Below are 18,732 nucleotides of genomic sequence, written 5' to 3'. Positions count from 1 at the left end.
AGGTGCAAAAATGACAGTAAGCAAATTTGTCCAAATTCGTAGAGATCTACATAGAATTCCAGAAATCGGATTTAAGGAATGGAAAACACAACAGTATATTTTAGATTATATAGGAACACTTTCTCATGAATTTGTGGAAGTGAAGACATGGAAAACGGGTGTAATCGTTAAAGTAAATGGAAAAAATCCCGAAAAAATAATAGGTTATCGTGCAGATATAGACGGTTTACCAATTACAGAGGAAACTGGATACGAGTTTGCTTCTATTCATGAGGGGATGATGCATGCATGTGGCCATGATGTACATACAACAATCGGTTTAGGCCTTCTAACGAAAGTTGTGAGCGAAAGAATAGATGATGACCTTGTATTTCTATTCCAGCCAGCAGAAGAAGGACCAGGCGGTGCTCTTCCTATGTTAGAAAGTGAAGAGTTAAAAGAATGGAAACCAAATATAATTCTTGGTCTTCATATTGCACCAGAATACGCTGTAGGTACAATTGCAACGAAAGAAGGACTGTTATTTGCCAATACTTCAGAATTATATATTGATTTAAAAGGGAAAGGTGGCCATGCTGCCTATCCGCATACTGCAAATGACATGATTGTTGCAGCGAGTCACCTTGTTACACAGCTTCAATCCGTTATTAGTCGCAATGTAAATCCTCTTGATAGTGCAGTAATTACAATCGGGAAAATTACAGGTGGTACGGTCCAAAATATTATTGCAGAAAAATCTCGTTTAGAAGGAACGATTCGAACATTATCAGTGGAATCAATGAAGCGTGTGAAAAGCAGAATTGAGGCAATTGTTGCAGGTATCGAAGCTTCTTTCCAGTGTGAGTCGATTATAGATTACGGAGCAATGTATCATCAAGTATATAACCATGAAGAGTTAACGAGAGAGTTTATGCAATTTGTACATAAACAAACTGATATGAATGTTATTACATGTACTGAGGCAATGACAGGTGAAGATTTTGGTTATATGCTTCGAGAAATCCCTGGATTTATGTTTTGGCTTGGAGTAAATTCAGAATATGGTTTACATCATGCAAAATTAAAACCAGACGAAGAAGTGATTGAAAAGGCAATTACATTTTTAAGCCAATATGTAAAGTGGAAAGGGAATAGAAAATAAAACTTCCGCTTTCTTGAAGGTTCCAAAAAACTTTTTGTTCTGAGGTGTAAGTAACGCTCGTATAGATTGATTTTAGACATTTACATACAAATGGAAGAATTAAAGTTAATTGTACTGTTTTAATAATGAGCAGGGGGTTTAGCCACTGCTCATTATTAATTATTTGACTAACTTATATATATTTACTTTTAGTATGAAAAGTGTGTAAAATCAATGTGAAACATAGAAAAAAGGGTGGGGAATTACGTGCAAATTAGCAGTGCGATTTTATGTTTCGTCTTATATGCGTATGTTATTATTGCGGCGGTTTATTTTGGGATAAGTTTTTATGCCTATCGTCTAGTAGATAATAATGAATATGACGAAACATACAAATGGGTGAAGAGATATTTATCACCTGTACTAGAAATTATGAATGGGTTTGTGCTCTTTTTATTTATTGGATTAATTGCTTTCTCAACGAGTTTAGTAGGGAATAAAACTACGTTATTTGTATTGGGTATCATTATTTTTATGTTGTTAGGAATAAGGATTGGTAATACGGTCTTTTGGAATGAAAGAAAAGTAGATGGTTGGACGGGAATGTTAATTCCGTGCATGTTAGCTGCAATCGTGACAAATATAGAGCATGAATATTATCAATTACATTTTTGGCTTATTATCGTTTTAACAATTCTTTCTGTTTTGTATATAAGCACAGTAGTACTAACATATATTGCACATGAAAAAGGAGATGTTAAAGGTACTCGTTTCTTTAGAGGACGGGCATTATTTTGGAGTGTGCCGACGATGGCAGTTATCGCGCTTATTGCGATATTAGTAAATGGATATCAATTTTCTAATTGGCAACTATTTTTAGAAAATTGGTGGATCTTTATCGTTTCGTTTATTGCTTTTTTAGGTGCAACGCATTATTTATTCCATCAACATCATTACATATGGGCGTTGTTATTTGCATTCATACAGCTTCTATTTGCCTTTTTTGGTCAAGAAACATTATTATTCGTTTTTGAAACATTTAGTTCTTTTGGAAATATATTTGTATTTGCTATGCTACTTGTTGGTATCGCTTTTTACTTGCAACAATATTTTTATATACAAAAACAAAAATAAGAGCTAATTACAGTTTTTGTGACGCATATAAAGTGTGTTACACTGAAAATAAATAGTACTTGAAGTTATTGGAGGAATTCTTGTGGGTGAGAAAGAAAAAGAATTTGCTGTCATTGGACTTGGTCGCTTTGGTGGAAGTATTTGCCGAGAACTAGCTCAATTAGGTATGGAAGTAATGGCAATCGATTCAGATGAGGATAAAATTAATGAATTTGCAAATATAGCTTCGCATGCTGTAATTGCAGATTCAACAGATGAGATGGTATTAAAAAGCCTTGGTATTCGAAATTTTGATCACGTAGTCGTTGCTATTGGAGATAATTTAAATTCAAGTATTTTAACGACTTTGATTTTGAAAGAGTTGGGTGTAAAAAATATTACTGTAAAAGCTCAAAATGATTATCATGAAAAAGTGTTAAGTAAAATAGGTGCAGATCATATTGTGCATCCAGAACGTGATATGGGAAAAAGGATTGCTAATAATATTGCATCAAGCAATGTGCTAGACTACCTTGAGCTTTCAGATGAGCATAGTATTGTAGAGATTATTGCGAATAAAAAAATTGATGGGCACTCTTTAATTGAATTAGATATTCGTGCGAAGTTTGGATTGAATATTGTAGCAATTAAACGAGGCAAAGAAGTTATCGTATCCCCTCGAGCTACGGAGAATATTCAAGCAGGAGATATATTAATTGTCATTGGTCATGACGATGAAGTGGATCGATTTAAACACTTTTTAAGATAAGAGAAAAGGACAATGCCTTCATGGCATTGTCCTTTTTCTTATATTTCCATAATGATTGGTAAAATCATTGGACGACGTTTCGTTTTTTCATATAGGAATGGGGCTAATGTGTCTGTAATTTCATTTTTAATTTCAGACCATTGTGTTGTTTTACGCTCCATTACTTTTTCTAAATGAGTTGTAATTAATGTTTGTGCATCATTGATTAAATCGCTGCTTTCACGCATGTAAACGAAACCGCGTGAGATGATATCAGGTCCTGCTGCAACTTTAAATTCTTTCATATCAATGCTTACAACTACAATTACAAGTCCTTCTTCAGAAAGGATACGACGATCGCGTAATACGATATTGCCAATATCTCCAATACCGTTTCCATCAATGTAGACCGAACCAGATGGGATTTTTCCAGCTACGCTAGCTTCATCCGAACGTAAAGCAAGAACATCGCCATTATCCATAATGAAGCAATTTTCTTCAGGGATGCCACAATCATTTGCTATGTTCATGTGCATACGCTGCATACGATATTCACCATGAATTGGCATGAAGTACTTCGGTTTAATTAGACGTAACATTAACTTTTGTTCTTCTTGTCCACCGTGTCCACTTGTATGGATATTTGAAAGTTTCCCGTGAATTACATCAGCGCCAGCGCGGTACAACATGTTAATTGTACGACTTACGCTAATTGTATTTCCTGGAATTGGTGAAGAAGAGAAAACAACTGTATCTCCAGGAATAATTTGAATTTGGCGGTGTGTACCGTTTGCAATACGTGAAAGTGCTGCCATCGGTTCACCTTGACTACCTGTACATAAAATAACAACTTTATTAGCTGGTAATCGGTTTAGTTGAGATGCATCTATGAACGTATCTTTCGGGCAACGAATATAACCAAGGTTTTGTCCGATTTCAATCGCTGCTTCCATACTTCGACCAAACACAGCTACTTTACGGTTGTTTTCAACAGCAGCTTCAACAACTTGTTGTAAGCGGTGGATATTTGATGCAAAGGTTGCGAATATAATCCGTCCTTCTACTTTACGGAAAATGTCTTGAATGCTATCACCAACGCGACGCTCAGACATAGTAAAGTTTGGAACTTCACTGTTCGTACTATCAGATAATAGACATAGTACGCCATCTTTACCGATTTCAGCCATTTTTGTTAAATCAGCTGGTTCACCAACTGGTGTGAAGTCAAATTTGAAGTCACCTGTATGAACAACTTGACCTTGAGGTGTTTTCACAACAACGCCGTACGAATCTGGAATACTGTGAGTTGTACGGAAGAAGGATACAGACGTTTTTTTGAATTTAATAACGTCATCTTCTTGAATCTCGTAAAGTTTTGCTTTACGAAGTAAGCCGTGTTCTTCTAATTTGTTTTTGATGAGTGCAATTGCTAATTTTCCGCCGTAAATCGGAATGTTCACTTGACGTAATAGGTAAGGGATTCCGCCGATATGATCTTCGTGACCATGTGTAATGAATAACCCTTTAATTTTATCTTCGTTTCGCACAAAATAAGTGTAGTCTGGTATTACATAATCGATTCCGAGAAGTTCGTCCTCTGGAAACTTAATTCCAGCATCAATTATAATAATTTCATCTTGAAATTGAACAGCGTATGTATTTTTACCGATTTCACCAAGCCCACCGAGAGCAAATACAGCAACTTGGTCGTTTTTTAGAAATTTCATATCGCTATACGATTTCCGCTAATGTTAAATCAGCGTTTTCTTTTTCATATTCAAGATGAGCGCCAGTAACAGACTGAACAAACTCGATATTATATGCGAACTTATTTAATTTTGTACGAACATCCTTTTCAGACGTAGCCTCTAAATATAAAACTTTTGTATTTTCACGTACTGGAACCTCAGTTAATTTTTCTTGATAAAATACTTTAAAAATCATTTGGAAAACCTCTCCTTGTCTATGTTTTGCATTATCTGTTACTTATTATAAAGCAAACAGTCACGATTTTCATGTTTTTTCGAATGAGAATGAAGAAAAAGCCCGAAATGGGCACAATTTAAGCGATTGTCTTTTTACGGACTAGACCGTTTAAATAACGCTTGAGCTTTTTCTTCAGCTTCTTCAGCATGATTACTCCTTCCTTTCCTTATTTTAAACATGCCTATTACTAGTGAAAACTCTATCTCTGATATAAGAGATAGGACAAAAGTGAAGGGTGAATCTTGTCCTTTCCCATACAGTGAAAGTTATTCTATAGTAACGATTAGTAGCCGTTAGTTATAGGTATAGTATGAGGAAGAATGGAAAAGAAAATTCATCCGAACAAGTATCCACATGTTTTACTAATATATATATGCAAAGTTTATAAATAAGGTCAGAAAGGGAACGCTTTCTTCACAGATGTTTAATATGTTATACTTTTTTTTAGAATTTGAAAAGTGATATTCAAAATAGGAATATAGAGTGCCAGAAAGGATTTTGACAAATGAATGATAAAATTGTCTTTTTTGATATTGATGGAACATTATTAGATCATGATAAAAAAATTCCGCAATCTACACGAGATGCAGTAAAACAGTTACAAGAAAAAGGTGTACATGTAGCAATTGCGACAGGCCGCGCGCCATTTATGTTCGAAGATATTCGTAAGGAACTTGATATACATAATTATGTTAGTTTTAATGGGCAATATGTTGTCTTTGAAGATGAGGTAATATTTAATAATCCGTTAAATCCAGATGCTTTACATAGGTTTACTCAGTTTGCAAAACAAGAAGGATATCCACTTGTATATCTTGACCATCAAGATATGAGAGCATCAGTGGAATATCATGATTATGTGAAAGAAGGCTTTGGAAGCTTAAACTTTGAGCATCCAACATATGAGCCTAATTTTTATGAGGAACGTAATATTTATCAAACACTACTTTTTTGTGAAGTAAATGAAGAGGAAAAGTTTATTAATCATTATCCAGATTTTCATTTTATTCGTTGGCATGCATATTCAATGGATATCATTCCGAATGGTGGTTCTAAGGCAAAAGGAATTGAGAAATACATTGAAAAGTTAGGTTTTAATCGTGACCAAGTGTATGCATTTGGAGATGGCTTAAATGATTTAGAAATGATCGAAGCCGTTGGCACAGGTATTGTGATGGGAAATGGCCATGAAGACTTGAAAAAACTTGCAAATCATGTGACAAAGGATGTTAATGAAGACGGTATATATCATGGACTAAAGTGGGCTGGATTGTTATAAGTGAATATGGAACCCATTTCATAATAAAGAGGCGGAAGATTAACTTCCGCCTCTTTATTATTATCGCTCTAGAGGTTTGGAATCATCAGGAGCGGCAAAAGGATTTTCTTTATTGATATGGTCATAGAACATAACGCCATTTAAATGGTCAATCTCGTGCTGGAATACGATTGCTGGTAAACCTTTTAAACGTAATTTTACTTCTTCTCCGTTAATAGAAGTTGCTTTTACTGTAATTCTTGTATAACGAGGAACATAACCAGGTACTTCGCGGTCTACAGATAGACAGCCTTCACCACCCTGTAAATATGTACGTTCAACAGAATGGCTAATGATTTTTGGATTGAATAATGCATGGCTATATAATGTACCATCCGCATCGGTTACATGAACTGCAATCATTTTTTTTGAAACACCGATTTGCGGAGCCGCTAATCCGATTCCAGGGCGTAAACTATATTTTTCAGCCATTTCAGGATCTTGGCTATTTATTACGAATTCAATCATTTCTTTTAAGGTAGTTGTATCTTCTTCGCTTGCCGGTAATGACACCTCTTCTGCAACGTTGCGCAAAATAGGATCTCCTTCGCGAATAACATCTTTCATTGTAAGCATATGTAATCTCTCCTTTCCTCTTTAGTCTACCAAAGGAGATGGAAAAAGTCATCGGCAAGAAAGGGAAGGCATTTTGGAAATCGTTCTATTATAGAGTAGGTTATGTATGTGATAAACAGAAAAAGACGGCAAAGCCGTCTTTTTCTTTCCATAGTTGTTTCGTTTTACATTAGCGAATGCAAGCAGCACCAACGATAATTAAAAGAATAAACAACACAACGATTAAGGCGAAGCCGCGTCCAGACCCGCCACAAGAACCGCCATAACCGTAGGAAGGATATGAACAAGTTGGATAGCAATATGAGTATCCGTACATGAGATGACCTCCTTTATTATTTCCCGCTAATACTGCGGTTACTATAATGTATGGAAGAGAGGGTAGAAATGTATAGGTATTTACCTAAAAAAGGAAGAGTAGTTTGTATATTTTTGTTACGAAGAGAGAAAAACTAAAGAGAATTAAATCGTTTACATATTATTCTAAGAGAAAAAATAAGTGAAAAAGGGAATAATATAACAGTAGGTCAATGCTTACTAATACAGATGTAAAAAATAAAAACACGTTTGTGTAGTAGAAACCTGCATATTATTTATAAAAAAACGTATTCAAAGTAATTGACATCGTAATTAGAATAGTTGTAAACTAAAAAACGTGATCAAGATTGTATTAATATGTTTCTGAAAAAACATTAGTACAGATTGTTAGGTACACAAAATTATTCTCAACCGACATATAAACATGTTGGTTTACATCGTTGCGCTTTTTAAACTGGAAAATAGCCAGTGAAAGCGTTTCAGAATATGGTTCAAGAGAGGAAGAGGTGAACGGAATGGGTACTAAAACAAAAAAGACCCTATTTAATGTTGATGAGCAAATGAAAGCTATCGCAGCTCAATTTGAAACATTACAAATTTTAAATGAAAACGGTGAAGTTGTGAATGAAGCAGCTATGCCTGAATTATCTGATGACCAATTAAAAGAATTAATGCGTCGTATGGTGTATACTCGCGTATTAGATCAACGTTCTATTTCTTTAAACCGTCAAGGACGTTTAGGTTTCTACGCACCTACAGCTGGACAAGAAGCTTCTCAATTAGCAAGTCATTTCGCACTTGAAGCAGAAGACTTCATCTTACCAGGATACCGTGATGTACCACAATTAGTATGGCACGGATTACCATTATACCAAGCATTCTTATTCTCTCGTGGACACTTCATGGGTAACCAAATGCCTGAGAATGTAAATGCATTAGCTCCACAGATCATTATCGGTGCGCAAATCATCCAAACTGCTGGTGTTGCGTTAGGTATGAAACTACGTGGTAAAAAATCTGTTGCAATTACTTACACTGGTGACGGTGGTGCTTCACAAGGTGACTTCTACGAAGGTATGAACTTTGCAGGTGCATTCAAAGCTCCAGCAATCTTCGTTGTTCAAAACAACCGTTATGCAATCTCTACTCCAGTAGAAAAGCAATCTGCAGCTAAAACTGTAGCACAAAAAGCAGTAGCAGCAGGTATTTACGGAATTCAAGTAGACGGTATGGATCCATTAGCTGTATACGCAGCAACTGCTTTCGCTCGTGAGCGCGCAGTAAATGGCGAAGGCCCTACTTTAATCGAGACTTTAACATTCCGTTACGGTCCACATACAATGGCTGGTGATGACCCAACTCGTTACCGTACAAAAGATATCGAAAACGAATGGGAACAAAAAGACCCAATCGTACGCTTCCGTAAGTTCTTAGAAGCTAAAGGACTATGGTCTCAAGAAGTTGAAGAGACAGTAATCGAAGAAGCAAAAGAAGATATCAAACAAGCAATTGCTAAGGCTGACCAAGCTCCAAAACAAAAAGTAACTGATTTAATGGAAATCATGTACGAAAAAATGCCTTACAACTTAGCTGAACAATATGAAATCTACAAAGAAAAGGAGTCGAAGTAAGCCATGGCTCAAATGACAATGATTCAAGCAATCACTGATGCTTTACGCGTTGAAATGAAAAATGACCCTAACGTACTTGTATTTGGTGAAGACGTTGGTGTAAACGGCGGTGTATTCCGTGCTACTGAAGGTTTACAAGCTGAATTTGGTGAAGATCGTGTAATGGATACTCCACTTGCAGAGTCTGGTATTGGTGGACTTGCAGTTGGTCTTGCACTTGAAGGATTCCGTCCAGTTCCAGAAATCCAATTCTTCGGTTTCGTTTATGAAGTAATGGATTCAATTTCTGGTCAATTAGCTCGTATGCGTTACCGTTCTGGTGGACGTTGGACTGCTCCAGTAACAGTTCGTTCTCCATTCGGTGGTGGTGTTCATACTCCTGAACTACATGCTGATAGCTTAGAAGGATTAGTGGCTCAACAACCTGGTCTAAAAGTTGTTATTCCATCTACTCCATACGATGCTAAAGGTCTTTTAATCTCTGCGATTCGTGACAACGATCCAGTTATCTACTTAGAGCATATGAAATTGTACCGTTCATTCCGTCAAGAGGTACCAGAAGGTGATTACACAATTGATTTAGGTAAAGCTGATATCAAACGTGAAGGTACAGATGTATCAGTTATCGCTTACGGTGCTATGGTTCACGCTGCATTAAAAGCTGCTGAAGAACTTGAAAAAGAAGGTATCTCTTTAGAGGTTGTTGACTTACGTACAGTTCAACCATTAGATATCGAAACAATCATCGCTTCTGTTGAAAAAACAGGTCGCGTAGTTGTAGTTCAAGAAGCTCAAAAACAAGCTGGTATTGCAGCTAACGTTGTAGCGGAAATTAACGACCGTGCAATCTTAAACTTAGAAGCTCCAGTTGTACGTGTTGCAGCTGCTGATACAGTATTCCCATTCTCTCAAGCAGAGAGCGTATGGTTACCAAACCACAAAGATATTGTTGAAGCTGTAAACAAAGTAATGAACTTCTAATTTTTAGCTTTTCATGTGCAAAAGAAATCAGCACATGCTGGTTTCTTTTGTACATATTCCATAATAATGAAATGAATCAGGGGGCTGAATTCCGTGGCATTTGAATTTAAACTACCAGATATCGGTGAAGGTATCCACGAAGGTGAAATCGTAAAATGGTTTATTAAACCAGGCGATGAAGTAAACGAAGACGATGTACTTCTTGAAGTACAAAATGATAAAGCAGTAGTAGAAATCCCTTCTCCTGTTAAAGGTAAAGTACTTGAAGTACTTGTAGAAGAAGGAACAGTTGCAATCGTAGGAGATACATTAATTAAATTTGATGCTCCTGGATACGAAAACCTTAAATTTAAAGGTGACGATCATGATGAAGCTCCAAAAGCTGAAGAAGCAGCAGTAGAAGCTCCAGCAGCGGAAGCTACTCCAGCAGCAACTGCAGAAGTAGTAAATGAGCGCGTAATCGCTATGCCATCTGTTCGTAAATACGCTCGTGAAAAAGGTGTAGACATTCATAAAGTAGCTGGTACTGGTAAGAATGGCCGTATCGTAAAAGCTGACATCGATGCATTTGCAAATGGTGGACAAACTGTAGCAGCAACTGAGGCTCCAGCAGCAGTAGAAGCTACTCCAGCAGCAGCGAAAGAAGAAGCACCAAAAGCACAACCAATCCCAGCTGGTGAATATCCAGAAACTCGTGAGAAAATGAGTGGTATCCGTAAAGCGATTGCGAAAGCAATGGTTAACTCTAAACACACAGCTCCTCACGTAACATTAATGGACGAAGTAGATGTAACAGAACTTGTTGCTCACCGTAAGAAGTTCAAAGCAGTAGCAGCTGACAAAGGTATTAAATTAACTTACCTTCCGTACGTTGTTAAAGCTTTAACATCTGCATTACGTGAATACCCAATGTTAAACACTTCTTTAGACGATGCATCTCAAGAAGTAGTTCATAAACATTACTTCAACATCGGTATCGCAGCTGATACAGACAAAGGTCTATTAGTACCAGTTGTTAAAGATACAGATCGTAAGTCTATCTTCACAATCTCTAACGAGATCAATGATCTTGCTGGTAAAGCACGTGAAGGTCGTCTAGCTCCAGCTGAAATGAAAGGTGCTTCTTGCACAATTACAAACATTGGTTCTGCAGGTGGACAATGGTTCACTCCAGTTATCAACCACCCAGAAGTAGCAATCCTTGGTATCGGCCGTATCGCTGAAAAACCAGTTGTGAAAAACGGTGAGATCGTTGCAGCTCCAGTATTAGCATTATCTCTAAGCTTTGACCATCGTTTAATTGACGGTGCAACTGCTCAAAAAGCGTTAAACCAAATTAAACGTCTATTGAATGACCCACAATTATTAGTAATGGAGGCGTAATAACAATGGTAGTAGGAGATTTCCCAATTGAATTAGATACAGTCGTTGTTGGTGCAGGTCCTGGTGGATACGTTGCGGCAATTCGTGCAGCACAATTAGGTCAAAAGGTAGCAATCATTGAAAAAGCTAACCTTGGTGGCGTATGCTTAAACGTTGGATGTATTCCTTCAAAAGCGTTAATCAATGCAGGTCATCGTTATGAGAATGCAATGCATTCTGATGACATGGGTATTACTGCAGAAAACGTAAAAGTTGACTTTACAAAAGTTCAAGAATGGAAAAATGGCGTAGTTAAGAAATTAACTGGCGGTGTTGAAGGCCTTCTTAAAGGTAACAAAGTTGAAATCATTCGCGGTGAAGCTTACTTCGTAGATGCTAATACATTACGCGTTATGACTGAAGATGCAGCTCAAACTTATACGTTTAAAAATGCTGTTCTTGCAACTGGTTCTACACCAATCGAAATTCCAGGATTCAAATACTCTAAACGTGTTATCAACTCTACAGGTGCTTTAAGCTTACCTGAAATTCCTAAAAAACTTGTTGTAATCGGCGGCGGTTACATCGGTATGGAATTAGGTACTGCATATGCTAACTTCGGTACAGAAGTTACTGTAGTAGAAGCTGGCGACGAAATCTTAGCTGGTTTCGAAAAAGCTATGAGCTCTGTTGTTAAACGTGCTCTACAGAAAAAAGGTAACGTAAATATCCATACAAAAGCTATGGCTAAAGGCGTTGAAGAAACAGAAACTGGCGTAAAAGTTAGCTTTGAAGTTAAAGGTGAAATCCAAACTGTAGAAGCAGATTACGTATTAGTAACTGTAGGTCGTCGTCCAAACACTCAAGAAATCGGTCTTGAGCAAGTTGGAGTTAAAATGACTGACCGCGGCATCATCGAAATCGATGAGCAATGTCGTACAAATGTACCAAACATCTATGCAATCGGTGATATCGTTCCTGGACCACCATTAGCTCACAAAGCTTCTTACGAAGGTAAAGTAGCTGTAGAAGCAATTAGTGGCCATGCATCAGCTATCGATTACATCGGAATTCCTGCAGTATGCTTCACTGATCCAGAACTAGCATCTGTTGGTTACACTAAAAAACAAGCTGAAGAAGCTGGAATGACTGTAACTGTATCTAAGTTCCCATTCGCTGCTAACGGTCGTGCATTATCATTAAACAGCACTGACGGTTTCCTACAACTTGTAACACGTAAAGAAGATGGTCTTCTTGTAGGTGCTCAAGTTGCAGGTGCAGGTGCTTCTGATATTATTTCTGAGATTGGTTTAGCTATCGAAGCTGGAATGACAGCTGAAGATATCGCTCAAACAATCCATGCTCACCCAACATTAGGTGAAATCACAATGGAAGCAGCTGAAGTTGCTCTTGGAATGCCAATTCACATTGTAAAATAATTTAAGTAATGTAAATAGCCCTTCTCTTATTGTAAGAGAGGGGCTATTTTTATTTTCATCAAATGACTTGCAAGGTCTTTAAACGTACTTGTCGAATGAATATATAATACTTTAACAAATGATTCAGGCTTAACTTACTTCAAAGGTAATATATATCATCCTATAATATGTAATTGATTCAAACTTAACCCCATATATTAATAAAATAGAGCATGTCAAAGGAGAAGGTTCCATGAAAATATTACATGTTATATTTTATCATTTACTACTATGGAGTGGCTTTTCCACTGTATTAACATTATCGAATGGTGATAAGTTTCATTATAAAGTTATTCTTTTTTTCGTATTTCTATATTTAGCCTATGTAATAGCATATTTTGTATTGCACGTAAGAAAGCAAGCTTTATTTCTTACATGTTCGAATTGTATATTATTTTTAATCATATTATCTATTTTTTAAATTAGCGTTTATAAAAATACATTGTTCTTCCATTAAATAATTGTAACTCTCCTTCTAATTTCTTCGCTAAAAAACGGCAAAATTCATTTGCTTTCCCTTTGTCACCAAATGTTGCATTAGGTGGTAAAGAAACTTGGATGAAAGATTGTTCATTTTCTATACCAACACCAATATAAATTGAGTCATACCGGTCGTGAGTGGATTGAAGTTTTAATGTTGTTGTAGATGTATCTAAAATTTCATAAGGAAAAGCGGTATTTGTATACGTGTAATTAATTTGGGCACCAGTTTTAGAAGTAACTGTTTTATAATAATGAAAAAGTTGTTTTATATCATCTATTGAAACTGATTGTTGGTTGGATTTCGGTACAAGCGTAATAAAGGCGTGTTGCATATAAGTTCCCCCTAGCTTAGTAGAATACTATCATTCTACATCCTACTGAATTTTTTGACAATTAAAAGGAGTATGACATGTTTTGTTTAATATACTATTAATGAAACGTGATGTAGAAAGGTGGAAACCAATGTTTGAAAAATTGTATGATGAGCATGAAAGTGTGAAGGTACGATTTTTAGGGTTTATGACACATGATACACGTTATGATTTTGGTGTTATTTATACAAATATGTTTTTTGGAAAGCCGCTCATTGTTTGTATGCAAACAGGAAGGTCTACTTTACTCGGACGAGATGATGTAGAGAATGTTCAATATATACAGGAGATTTTTAAATTAGGATCAGAAGAGGAAGCAAAGGAGTTAGCTCAGTTTTTCAAATTTCTAGTTCCGTCAACTTCTTTACATGCGGAATATGAAGAATAATTATTTTGAAACAGTCGTACTTATAAATATGGCTGTTTTTTATTTGAATATCGCATACTAATTTAAATTAAAAATATTTAATGTGTTATACTGAAAACCTATTGACGTAAAAAGTATAACATATTAAAATAAAGACAGAAAGTTAAGCGGTTACAAAAAGTTTTTGGGATTATAAACTTAGGGGGAAATGAAAAATGGGAACAATCGTATGTCAAGATTGTGAAGGTACAATTGCACACTTCGAAGATGAGAAAGTAACGGTACTTTACGGGAAATGTGGATCTTGCGGATGTGATCACACAGAGCATACAAAAGCCCAATAATTGATAGGAAATGGACAGCTAAAAGTTTTTAGGACCATAAACTTAGGGGGAAATGAAAAATGGGAACAATCGTATGCCAAGTATGTGAAGGAACAATCGGACATTTTGAAGATGAGAAAACGACGGTACTTTACGGAAAATGTGGAACAAATTGTGACTGTGCTAGAAAAGATAATGCGAAAGCTTAATGATAAATAAATAGATTACTATTAAAACTCAGGGGGAAATGAAAATGGGAACAATCGTATGCCAAGTATGTGAAGGAACAATTGGACATTTTGAAGATGAAAAATCAACAGTACTATACGGGAAATGTGGATCTCATTGCGAATGTGACCATAAAGAACATACAAAAGCTTAATAATAAGAAAAAGCGCCTACATGTGTAGGCGCTTTTTTAATAAATTGTAGTTGTATGACCAACTGTTGCAACGATTGCATCATCTCTAATTGGAATAAAACTTATGGATGTCTGTGGTGTACTAGAAGAAGCGTATTGGCTCATTATACGGCTATCGATACGGGTAATAGTATCAGTCAAGAAAGCTGAAATAAAAGCGTAAGGGACTCTTCGTTCATTTAATGAATAAATAATTTCTTCTTTTGTTTTTACACCCACGCCATGTCCGTAAAAAAAGAAATTTCCTAAATAGATTGTGTTTTCTCCTTGCCACTCAATCGTAGCTGGATTCACTTGTGGGTTTTTAAAGTAAACGAGGTCACCTGGAACAAGATCGCCACCGTTTTTTGTTATGAGCCTTAGATCTTGATCGTAGTCCCATGTATAAAGTAAAAGGTTTGCAAATAGACGATTGAAAGTTTCTTCCTCATACAATGATAGTAAAGCTTTATAAAAAATAATGATCATAGCGGTTGCGCATTCAGTTCCATATAGTTTTCCGTTTTTGAAAATATCCTGTATGGCAATAGAAGGTGGTATGTTTGGAAGAAGCTCGAATCCTCCAAGAGACGTTCTTTTCCAATACTGGGGGTTGCAAAAGGATTGTTGAAATGTACGAAACTGAAATCCACTTTGAAAAAGCTCTAGTGCAGAGATAATAATATTAACTCGTAAATTGAGATCAAAGCTGAGTTCATCAGCTGTTCGGAAGGAATAAACTTCTTGATTTCCTGCCATTATTGATAAAATTTGTTGTTTCTCTGCTGCAAATGGCTCATATTCATTTGTAATATAAGGATGTACAATAGAACGGCCTATTACAATCATAATAGTATCCCCACCTATACGTTACATTCTTAAGTATCGTATGAAGAAAAGGAAAAAAGGTGAAAAAAAAGCCTATCAACTGATAGGCTTGTACTCTTTAATAACACGTAATGTTTGTAATGTCATATCTTCAGGACCTTGTACAGGTAAACCTGCTTCTAAGTTTTTACGAATATACTCTAAGTTTTCTTGTGTAATAATTTCCCCCGGAGTAAAGATTGGAATCCCTGGCGGATAAACCATAACAAAATCAGCTATAATACGACCCGCTGCATTTTCAAATGGAATGACTTCTGTTTCCGAATAAAAAGCATCTCGAGGAGAAAGTGCTAGCACTGGAATTTCTGGAATCTCTACTTGTACTTGAACACCTTTATCTGCCCTATTTCTAAATGTTGCTGCTAAATCGTGTAAAGCTGCAATAAGTGTATTTGTATCACTTTCTGTATCTCCCAAAGTGATAAGACATAGTATGTTGTATAGATCTGAGAGTTCTACTTCAATGTTATATTGCTCTCTAAGCCATACTTCAGCTTGGTGGCCGGTAATACCTAAATCTTTTACAGATACAATTATCTTTGTAGGATCATAGTTAAAGGTAGCATCTGTACCTAACATTTCTTTTCCAGGACAGTAAAGATGCTCAATAGAATTTATAGCATCACGAACATGTTCAGCTAATTGTATTGTTTGTTCTATGAGTGCTGTTCCTTCTGTAGCAAGACGTTTTCTCGCAACATCAAGGGATGCTAACAAGATGTAAGAAGTTGATGTAGTCGTAAGCATGCTAATAATAGATTGGACATGCTTTACATTCACTAAGCCTTCTTTCACATTAAGAATAGAACTTTGAGTTAAAGAGCCTCCTAATTTGTGAACACTTGTTGCTGCCATATCTGCACCAGCTTGCATCGCTGACATGGGTAATTCATCGTGAAAATGAATATGAACACCATGAGCCTCGTCGACTAGTACAGGGATGTCATAAGAATGTGCTAATTGTACAATCTGTTCTAAGTCTGCAGCAAACCCAAAGTACGTTGGGTTAATAACAAGTAAGCCCTTTGCATCTGAGTGCTCTTCAAGTGCTTTTTTGACAGATTGAATTGTGATTCCATGAGAAATACCGAGCTTCGGATCGATTTCAGGATGCATGAAAATCGGTTTTGCGCCTGAGAAAATAATAGCTGACATTACTGACTTATGCACGTTTCGTGGTACTAGGATTTTGTCACCAGGACCGCAAACGCTCATCACCATTGTCATAATAGCACCACTTGTACCTTGAATAGAAAAGAAAGTATGATCTGCACCGAATGCAACGGCTGCTAAATCCTGTGCTTCTTTAATCATACCTTTGGGATGATGTAAATCATCGAGTGGCGCAATATTAATTAAATCAATTGCTAATGCATTATGCCCAATAAATTCGCGAAATGTAGGATCCATGCCCTGTCCTTTTTTATGACCAGGAATATGGAATTGAATTGGATTTCGCTTACTGTGCTCAACTAAAGCGGTAAACAATGGTGTTTCGTATTGGGACAATCTATACACCCCTTCTTCTTCATAATATTTAGTGTAATTTGTTTTATATAATCCTGCTCTAAAAAAGTTTAGTCTTTTTAGAATAAGGCTTGTTTTTCTGCCATTCAAAAAATCGTTTTTGAGATGGTAGCTTCACTTTACTTTCTATAAAACAAAAGCATTATATCACCAATAATTATAGATGTATAGAAAAAAATGTTTTTAAGGTGAGTATGTTTAATAGTTAGCCTCAATTAATGAATAGAGGAAGACAATTCCATTAAAATGAATAAATAGTGTATAATGCAGAGTGGCTATAATGAAGAATAAAATATTCTCTTTAAGATAGCATAATGAAACAAGAAGAAATGATAAATGAGGTGCGAAATGGAATATCAATATCCGTTAGATTATGATTGGTCAAATGAGGAAATGGTTACAATTGTTAAGTTTTATGAAGCGATTGAGAAAGCTTATGAAAAAGGGATTATAAGAGAAGAATTAATGGGTTTATATCGTCGTTTTAAAGAGATTGTTCCATCGAAAGCAGAAGAAAAGAAAATTGATAAAGAATTTGAAGAAGTAAGTGGATACTCTATATATCGTGCTATTCAAAGGGCAAAAGAAGTCGAAGAACAAAAGCTTGTAAAAATGTAAAAAATATTTTGAAAAATAAAAACTGAAGTGATATAATGTGATAACAACTAAAAACGGACAATATAAATTGTCCGTTTTCTACTATCGATTACAAAGTGCATATAAAGGAAGGAGTGATTGCATCGTAGATTCAATCTTAGCAAGGAATTGTTCGTTGGTCATTGCTGAAAACTCCTCTGGTGATATATGAATACCAACTAATAATTCTGCTTTTTTTACAGTAGCTAATCGTTCAATCATCTTTTGTAAGTCTTCAGTTTCAAGTGTTTTATGTAATTTCACACTTGGTTTAGTATGGTCAATGGACCAAACGAAGTCATTTGGAATATTTGTTTTTAAATCATTTAAATGTTCTAAGAAGGCATGAGCCGTCTCAACTTTTTGTGGACACTCATAGATTAAACCAAAGTATATGAAGGCATGAGTACCCCATAAGCCGATTTGGAAATGCGGTAGCATTTTATATCCTCGTTTATTTGTTGAAAAAGCAACCCAAGTATCGTTTGGTGGATTGACTTTGCGGCGTGCGTGTTTTGCAACATGATAAAAAAAGTTCTCATCAGTTTGTTTGGATAAGTATTCTGCAAATTGTTCCCCTAAAGCTTCTAGCTTAGGATGAATGTTCGTTTTAATTGCACTCATTCGTTCTTCGAGACCATCAACTGTAAAGACATCAAAATCAGTTGACTTGAATGTTTGTATTGTCATGATTGTTCCTCCAACTCCTATTTTGCTTTTATTTTAGCATAGCTTGTACTATTCATAAAAAAAACAGCACAAAAAAATTTAAATAAAAAAATATAATTTTGTTGCATAGATGATTTATCCAACATAGTATAGTATAAAACAAAAAATCAGAAAATTGAATTAATTCTAGTCCGAGGGCAGACGAATATTGGGAGGAGGCAAATAATATGAGACAGGTGATTAATGCGTTAAAGAGAACAGATGCTGAAAAGAGAATACCGGTGCTACGTTTGGAGCTAGATTATGAATTAGCAACTTTATATGATGCGATGATGGAAGATGACAAACAGAAAAAAGAAGAGTGTGTACAAAAGTTAGAAGTGTTAAGACTTGAAATGATTCGTTTAGAAGCGTAATAATAGTATATGTATAAAAAATTA

The 18,732-nt window shown here is 35.8% G+C and carries 23 protein-coding genes; 15 read left to right on the top strand and 8 right to left on the bottom strand.

What is annotated here, in order from left to right; genetic code table 11:
* The first annotated feature begins 10 nt into the window (after positions 1-10).
* The 3 genes from MKY21_RS20045 (at position 11) to MKY21_RS20035 (ending at position 3,002) form a co-directional block, all read left to right on the top strand.
* Positions 11-1,141, top strand: coding sequence for an N-acetyldiaminopimelate deacetylase (locus MKY21_RS20045; protein ID WP_000218675.1), 1,131 nt, complete (start codon positions 11-13; stop codon positions 1,139-1,141).
* A 246-nt stretch (positions 1,142-1,387) separates the two neighbouring features.
* Positions 1,388-2,254: a cytochrome C oxidase assembly protein gene (locus MKY21_RS20040; RefSeq protein ID WP_341077225.1), complete on the top strand. Its 867-nt coding sequence runs from the start codon at positions 1,388-1,390 to the stop codon at positions 2,252-2,254.
* A gap of 82 nt (positions 2,255-2,336) precedes the next feature.
* Complete coding sequence (locus tag MKY21_RS20035) at positions 2,337-3,002, top strand: potassium channel family protein (RefSeq protein ID WP_000504032.1); 666 nt, start codon at positions 2,337-2,339, stop codon at positions 3,000-3,002.
* Positions 3,003-3,040: 38 nt separating this feature from the next.
* Here MKY21_RS20035 and rnjA read toward each other — a convergent pair whose 3' ends face one another.
* Both rnjA and MKY21_RS20025 read right to left on the bottom strand, forming a co-directional pair.
* Positions 3,041-4,708 carry a ribonuclease J1 gene (rnjA, locus tag MKY21_RS20030; protein WP_000670377.1) on the bottom strand — a complete coding sequence of 556 codons (1,668 nt, stop codon included), beginning with the start codon at positions 4,706-4,708 and terminating at the stop codon, positions 3,041-3,043.
* Between the two features lie 4 nt (positions 4,709-4,712).
* A complete protein-coding gene (locus MKY21_RS20025) occupies positions 4,713-4,925 on the bottom strand; it encodes a DNA-dependent RNA polymerase subunit epsilon (protein WP_000576435.1) in 213 nt (70 codons plus the stop codon).
* A gap of 547 nt (positions 4,926-5,472) precedes the next feature.
* Between MKY21_RS20025 and MKY21_RS20020 the strand changes: the two genes are divergently transcribed.
* Positions 5,473-6,246 (top strand): Cof-type HAD-IIB family hydrolase, encoded by a 774-nt coding sequence (locus MKY21_RS20020; RefSeq protein ID WP_000998272.1) that lies wholly within the window; start codon positions 5,473-5,475, stop codon positions 6,244-6,246.
* Between the two features lie 60 nt (positions 6,247-6,306).
* On the opposite strand, the gene def is transcribed toward MKY21_RS20020, so the two are convergent.
* Both def and MKY21_RS20010 read right to left on the bottom strand, forming a co-directional pair.
* Positions 6,307-6,861 (bottom strand): peptide deformylase, encoded by a 555-nt coding sequence (gene def / locus MKY21_RS20015; protein ID WP_000957048.1) that lies wholly within the window; start codon positions 6,859-6,861, stop codon positions 6,307-6,309.
* Between the two features lie 169 nt (positions 6,862-7,030).
* The gene (locus MKY21_RS20010; RefSeq protein ID WP_000274562.1) at positions 7,031-7,177 is read right to left on the bottom strand and encodes a YjcZ family sporulation protein; all 147 of its coding nucleotides are present in this window, start codon (positions 7,175-7,177) and stop codon (positions 7,031-7,033) included.
* Positions 7,178-7,691: 514 nt separating this feature from the next.
* On the opposite strand from MKY21_RS20010, the gene pdhA reads away from it, so the two are divergent.
* The 5 genes from pdhA (at position 7,692) to MKY21_RS19985 (ending at position 13,049) form a co-directional block, all read left to right on the top strand.
* On the top strand, positions 7,692-8,807 hold the full coding sequence (gene pdhA / locus MKY21_RS20005; RefSeq protein WP_000536895.1) for a pyruvate dehydrogenase E1 component subunit alpha: 1,116 nt from the start codon (positions 7,692-7,694) through the stop codon (positions 8,805-8,807).
* A 3-nt stretch (positions 8,808-8,810) separates the two neighbouring features.
* Positions 8,811-9,788 (top strand): pyruvate dehydrogenase complex E1 component subunit beta, encoded by a 978-nt coding sequence (gene pdhB / locus MKY21_RS20000; RefSeq protein WP_000068168.1) that lies wholly within the window; start codon positions 8,811-8,813, stop codon positions 9,786-9,788.
* 93 nt (positions 9,789-9,881) lie between these two features.
* Positions 9,882-11,171 (top strand): pyruvate dehydrogenase complex dihydrolipoyllysine-residue acetyltransferase, encoded by a 1,290-nt coding sequence (gene pdhC, locus MKY21_RS19995; RefSeq protein WP_000863419.1) that lies wholly within the window; start codon positions 9,882-9,884, stop codon positions 11,169-11,171.
* Between the two features lie 5 nt (positions 11,172-11,176).
* Positions 11,177-12,589: a dihydrolipoyl dehydrogenase gene (lpdA, locus tag MKY21_RS19990; RefSeq protein WP_000260104.1), complete on the top strand. Its 1,413-nt coding sequence runs from the start codon at positions 11,177-11,179 to the stop codon at positions 12,587-12,589.
* A gap of 232 nt (positions 12,590-12,821) precedes the next feature.
* Entirely contained in the window at positions 12,822-13,049 is a 228-nt protein-coding gene (locus MKY21_RS19985; protein ID WP_000697469.1) for a hypothetical protein, read from the top strand.
* A 1-nt stretch (position 13,050) separates the two neighbouring features.
* Here the strand turns inward: MKY21_RS19985 and MKY21_RS19980 are convergent, their stop codons facing one another.
* On the bottom strand, positions 13,051-13,443 hold the full coding sequence (locus tag MKY21_RS19980; RefSeq protein WP_001163302.1) for a DUF1885 family protein: 393 nt from the start codon (positions 13,441-13,443) through the stop codon (positions 13,051-13,053).
* Positions 13,444-13,573: 130 nt separating this feature from the next.
* Between MKY21_RS19980 and MKY21_RS19975 the strand changes: the two genes are divergently transcribed.
* The 4 genes from MKY21_RS19975 to MKY21_RS19960 all read left to right on the top strand — a co-directional run bounded on the left by MKY21_RS19975 (position 13,574) and on the right by MKY21_RS19960 (position 14,554).
* Complete coding sequence (locus MKY21_RS19975) at positions 13,574-13,870, top strand: DUF3055 domain-containing protein (protein WP_000462038.1); 297 nt, start codon at positions 13,574-13,576, stop codon at positions 13,868-13,870.
* 194 nt (positions 13,871-14,064) lie between these two features.
* Entirely contained in the window at positions 14,065-14,193 is a 129-nt protein-coding gene (locus tag MKY21_RS19970; protein WP_000536778.1) for a GapA-binding peptide SR1P, read from the top strand.
* A 59-nt stretch (positions 14,194-14,252) separates the two neighbouring features.
* On the top strand, positions 14,253-14,381 hold the full coding sequence (locus tag MKY21_RS19965; RefSeq protein WP_000536803.1) for a GapA-binding peptide SR1P: 129 nt from the start codon (positions 14,253-14,255) through the stop codon (positions 14,379-14,381).
* 44 nt (positions 14,382-14,425) lie between these two features.
* Positions 14,426-14,554, top strand: coding sequence for a GapA-binding peptide SR1P (locus tag MKY21_RS19960; protein WP_000536796.1), 129 nt, complete (start codon positions 14,426-14,428; stop codon positions 14,552-14,554).
* Between the two features lie 36 nt (positions 14,555-14,590).
* Here the strand turns inward: MKY21_RS19960 and MKY21_RS19955 are convergent, their stop codons facing one another.
* Together MKY21_RS19955 and speA are read right to left on the bottom strand one after the other, a co-directional pair.
* On the bottom strand, positions 14,591-15,421 hold the full coding sequence (locus MKY21_RS19955) for a protein-glutamine gamma-glutamyltransferase (RefSeq protein WP_000635337.1): 831 nt from the start codon (positions 15,419-15,421) through the stop codon (positions 14,591-14,593).
* A gap of 75 nt (positions 15,422-15,496) precedes the next feature.
* Positions 15,497-16,969, bottom strand: coding sequence for an arginine decarboxylase (gene speA / locus MKY21_RS19950; RefSeq protein ID WP_341077223.1), 1,473 nt, complete (start codon positions 16,967-16,969; stop codon positions 15,497-15,499).
* A 366-nt stretch (positions 16,970-17,335) separates the two neighbouring features.
* On the opposite strand from speA, the gene MKY21_RS19945 reads away from it, so the two are divergent.
* The gene (locus MKY21_RS19945) at positions 17,336-17,605 is read left to right on the top strand and encodes a UPF0223 family protein (protein ID WP_000456549.1); all 270 of its coding nucleotides are present in this window, start codon (positions 17,336-17,338) and stop codon (positions 17,603-17,605) included.
* Between the two features lie 81 nt (positions 17,606-17,686).
* Here the strand turns inward: MKY21_RS19945 and MKY21_RS19940 are convergent, their stop codons facing one another.
* Positions 17,687-18,313, bottom strand: coding sequence for a YktB family protein (locus tag MKY21_RS19940; protein WP_000155317.1), 627 nt, complete (start codon positions 18,311-18,313; stop codon positions 17,687-17,689).
* 206 nt (positions 18,314-18,519) lie between these two features.
* On the opposite strand from MKY21_RS19940, the gene MKY21_RS19935 reads away from it, so the two are divergent.
* Positions 18,520-18,708, top strand: coding sequence for a hypothetical protein (locus MKY21_RS19935; protein ID WP_001250164.1), 189 nt, complete (start codon positions 18,520-18,522; stop codon positions 18,706-18,708).
* Positions 18,709-18,732 lie beyond the last annotated feature (24 nt).

The sequence above is a fragment of the Bacillus sp. FSL R9-9497 genome (assembly GCF_038005805.1).
Lineage (GTDB): Bacteria > Bacillota > Bacilli > Bacillales > Bacillaceae_G > Bacillus_A > Bacillus_A cereus.
Note: the sequence above shows the minus strand (reverse complement) of the source record. Positions and strands in the feature narration are given on the sequence as shown.

Excerpts from the sequence above, each read along its gene's own strand:
- MKY21_RS20045 (WP_000218675.1), top strand. The coding sequence starts at position 11 with ATGACAGTAAGCAAATTTGTCCAAATTCGTAGAGATCTACATAGAATT.
- rnjA (WP_000670377.1), bottom strand. The coding sequence starts at position 4,708 with ATGAAATTTCTAAAAAACGACCAAGTTGCTGTATTTGCTCTCGGTGGG.
- MKY21_RS20025 (WP_000576435.1), bottom strand. The coding sequence starts at position 4,925 with ATGATTTTTAAAGTATTTTATCAAGAAAAATTAACTGAGGTTCCAGTA.
- MKY21_RS20020 (WP_000998272.1), top strand. The coding sequence starts at position 5,473 with ATGAATGATAAAATTGTCTTTTTTGATATTGATGGAACATTATTAGAT.
- def (WP_000957048.1), bottom strand. The coding sequence starts at position 6,861 with ATGCTTACAATGAAAGATGTTATTCGCGAAGGAGATCCTATTTTGCGC.
- MKY21_RS20010 (WP_000274562.1), bottom strand. The coding sequence starts at position 7,177 with ATGTACGGATACTCATATTGCTATCCAACTTGTTCATATCCTTCCTAC.
- pdhA (WP_000536895.1), top strand. The coding sequence starts at position 7,692 with ATGGGTACTAAAACAAAAAAGACCCTATTTAATGTTGATGAGCAAATG.
- pdhB (WP_000068168.1), top strand. The coding sequence starts at position 8,811 with ATGGCTCAAATGACAATGATTCAAGCAATCACTGATGCTTTACGCGTT.
- lpdA (WP_000260104.1), top strand. The coding sequence starts at position 11,177 with ATGGTAGTAGGAGATTTCCCAATTGAATTAGATACAGTCGTTGTTGGT.
- MKY21_RS19985 (WP_000697469.1), top strand. The coding sequence starts at position 12,822 with ATGAAAATATTACATGTTATATTTTATCATTTACTACTATGGAGTGGC.
- MKY21_RS19980 (WP_001163302.1), bottom strand. The coding sequence starts at position 13,443 with ATGCAACACGCCTTTATTACGCTTGTACCGAAATCCAACCAACAATCA.
- MKY21_RS19975 (WP_000462038.1), top strand. The coding sequence starts at position 13,574 with ATGTTTGAAAAATTGTATGATGAGCATGAAAGTGTGAAGGTACGATTT.
- MKY21_RS19970 (WP_000536778.1), top strand. The coding sequence starts at position 14,065 with ATGGGAACAATCGTATGTCAAGATTGTGAAGGTACAATTGCACACTTC.
- MKY21_RS19965 (WP_000536803.1), top strand. The coding sequence starts at position 14,253 with ATGGGAACAATCGTATGCCAAGTATGTGAAGGAACAATCGGACATTTT.
- MKY21_RS19960 (WP_000536796.1), top strand. The coding sequence starts at position 14,426 with ATGGGAACAATCGTATGCCAAGTATGTGAAGGAACAATTGGACATTTT.
- MKY21_RS19955 (WP_000635337.1), bottom strand. The coding sequence starts at position 15,421 with ATGATTGTAATAGGCCGTTCTATTGTACATCCTTATATTACAAATGAA.
- MKY21_RS19945 (WP_000456549.1), top strand. The coding sequence starts at position 17,336 with ATGGAATATCAATATCCGTTAGATTATGATTGGTCAAATGAGGAAATG.
- MKY21_RS19940 (WP_000155317.1), bottom strand. The coding sequence starts at position 18,313 with ATGACAATACAAACATTCAAGTCAACTGATTTTGATGTCTTTACAGTT.
- MKY21_RS19935 (WP_001250164.1), top strand. The coding sequence starts at position 18,520 with ATGAGACAGGTGATTAATGCGTTAAAGAGAACAGATGCTGAAAAGAGA.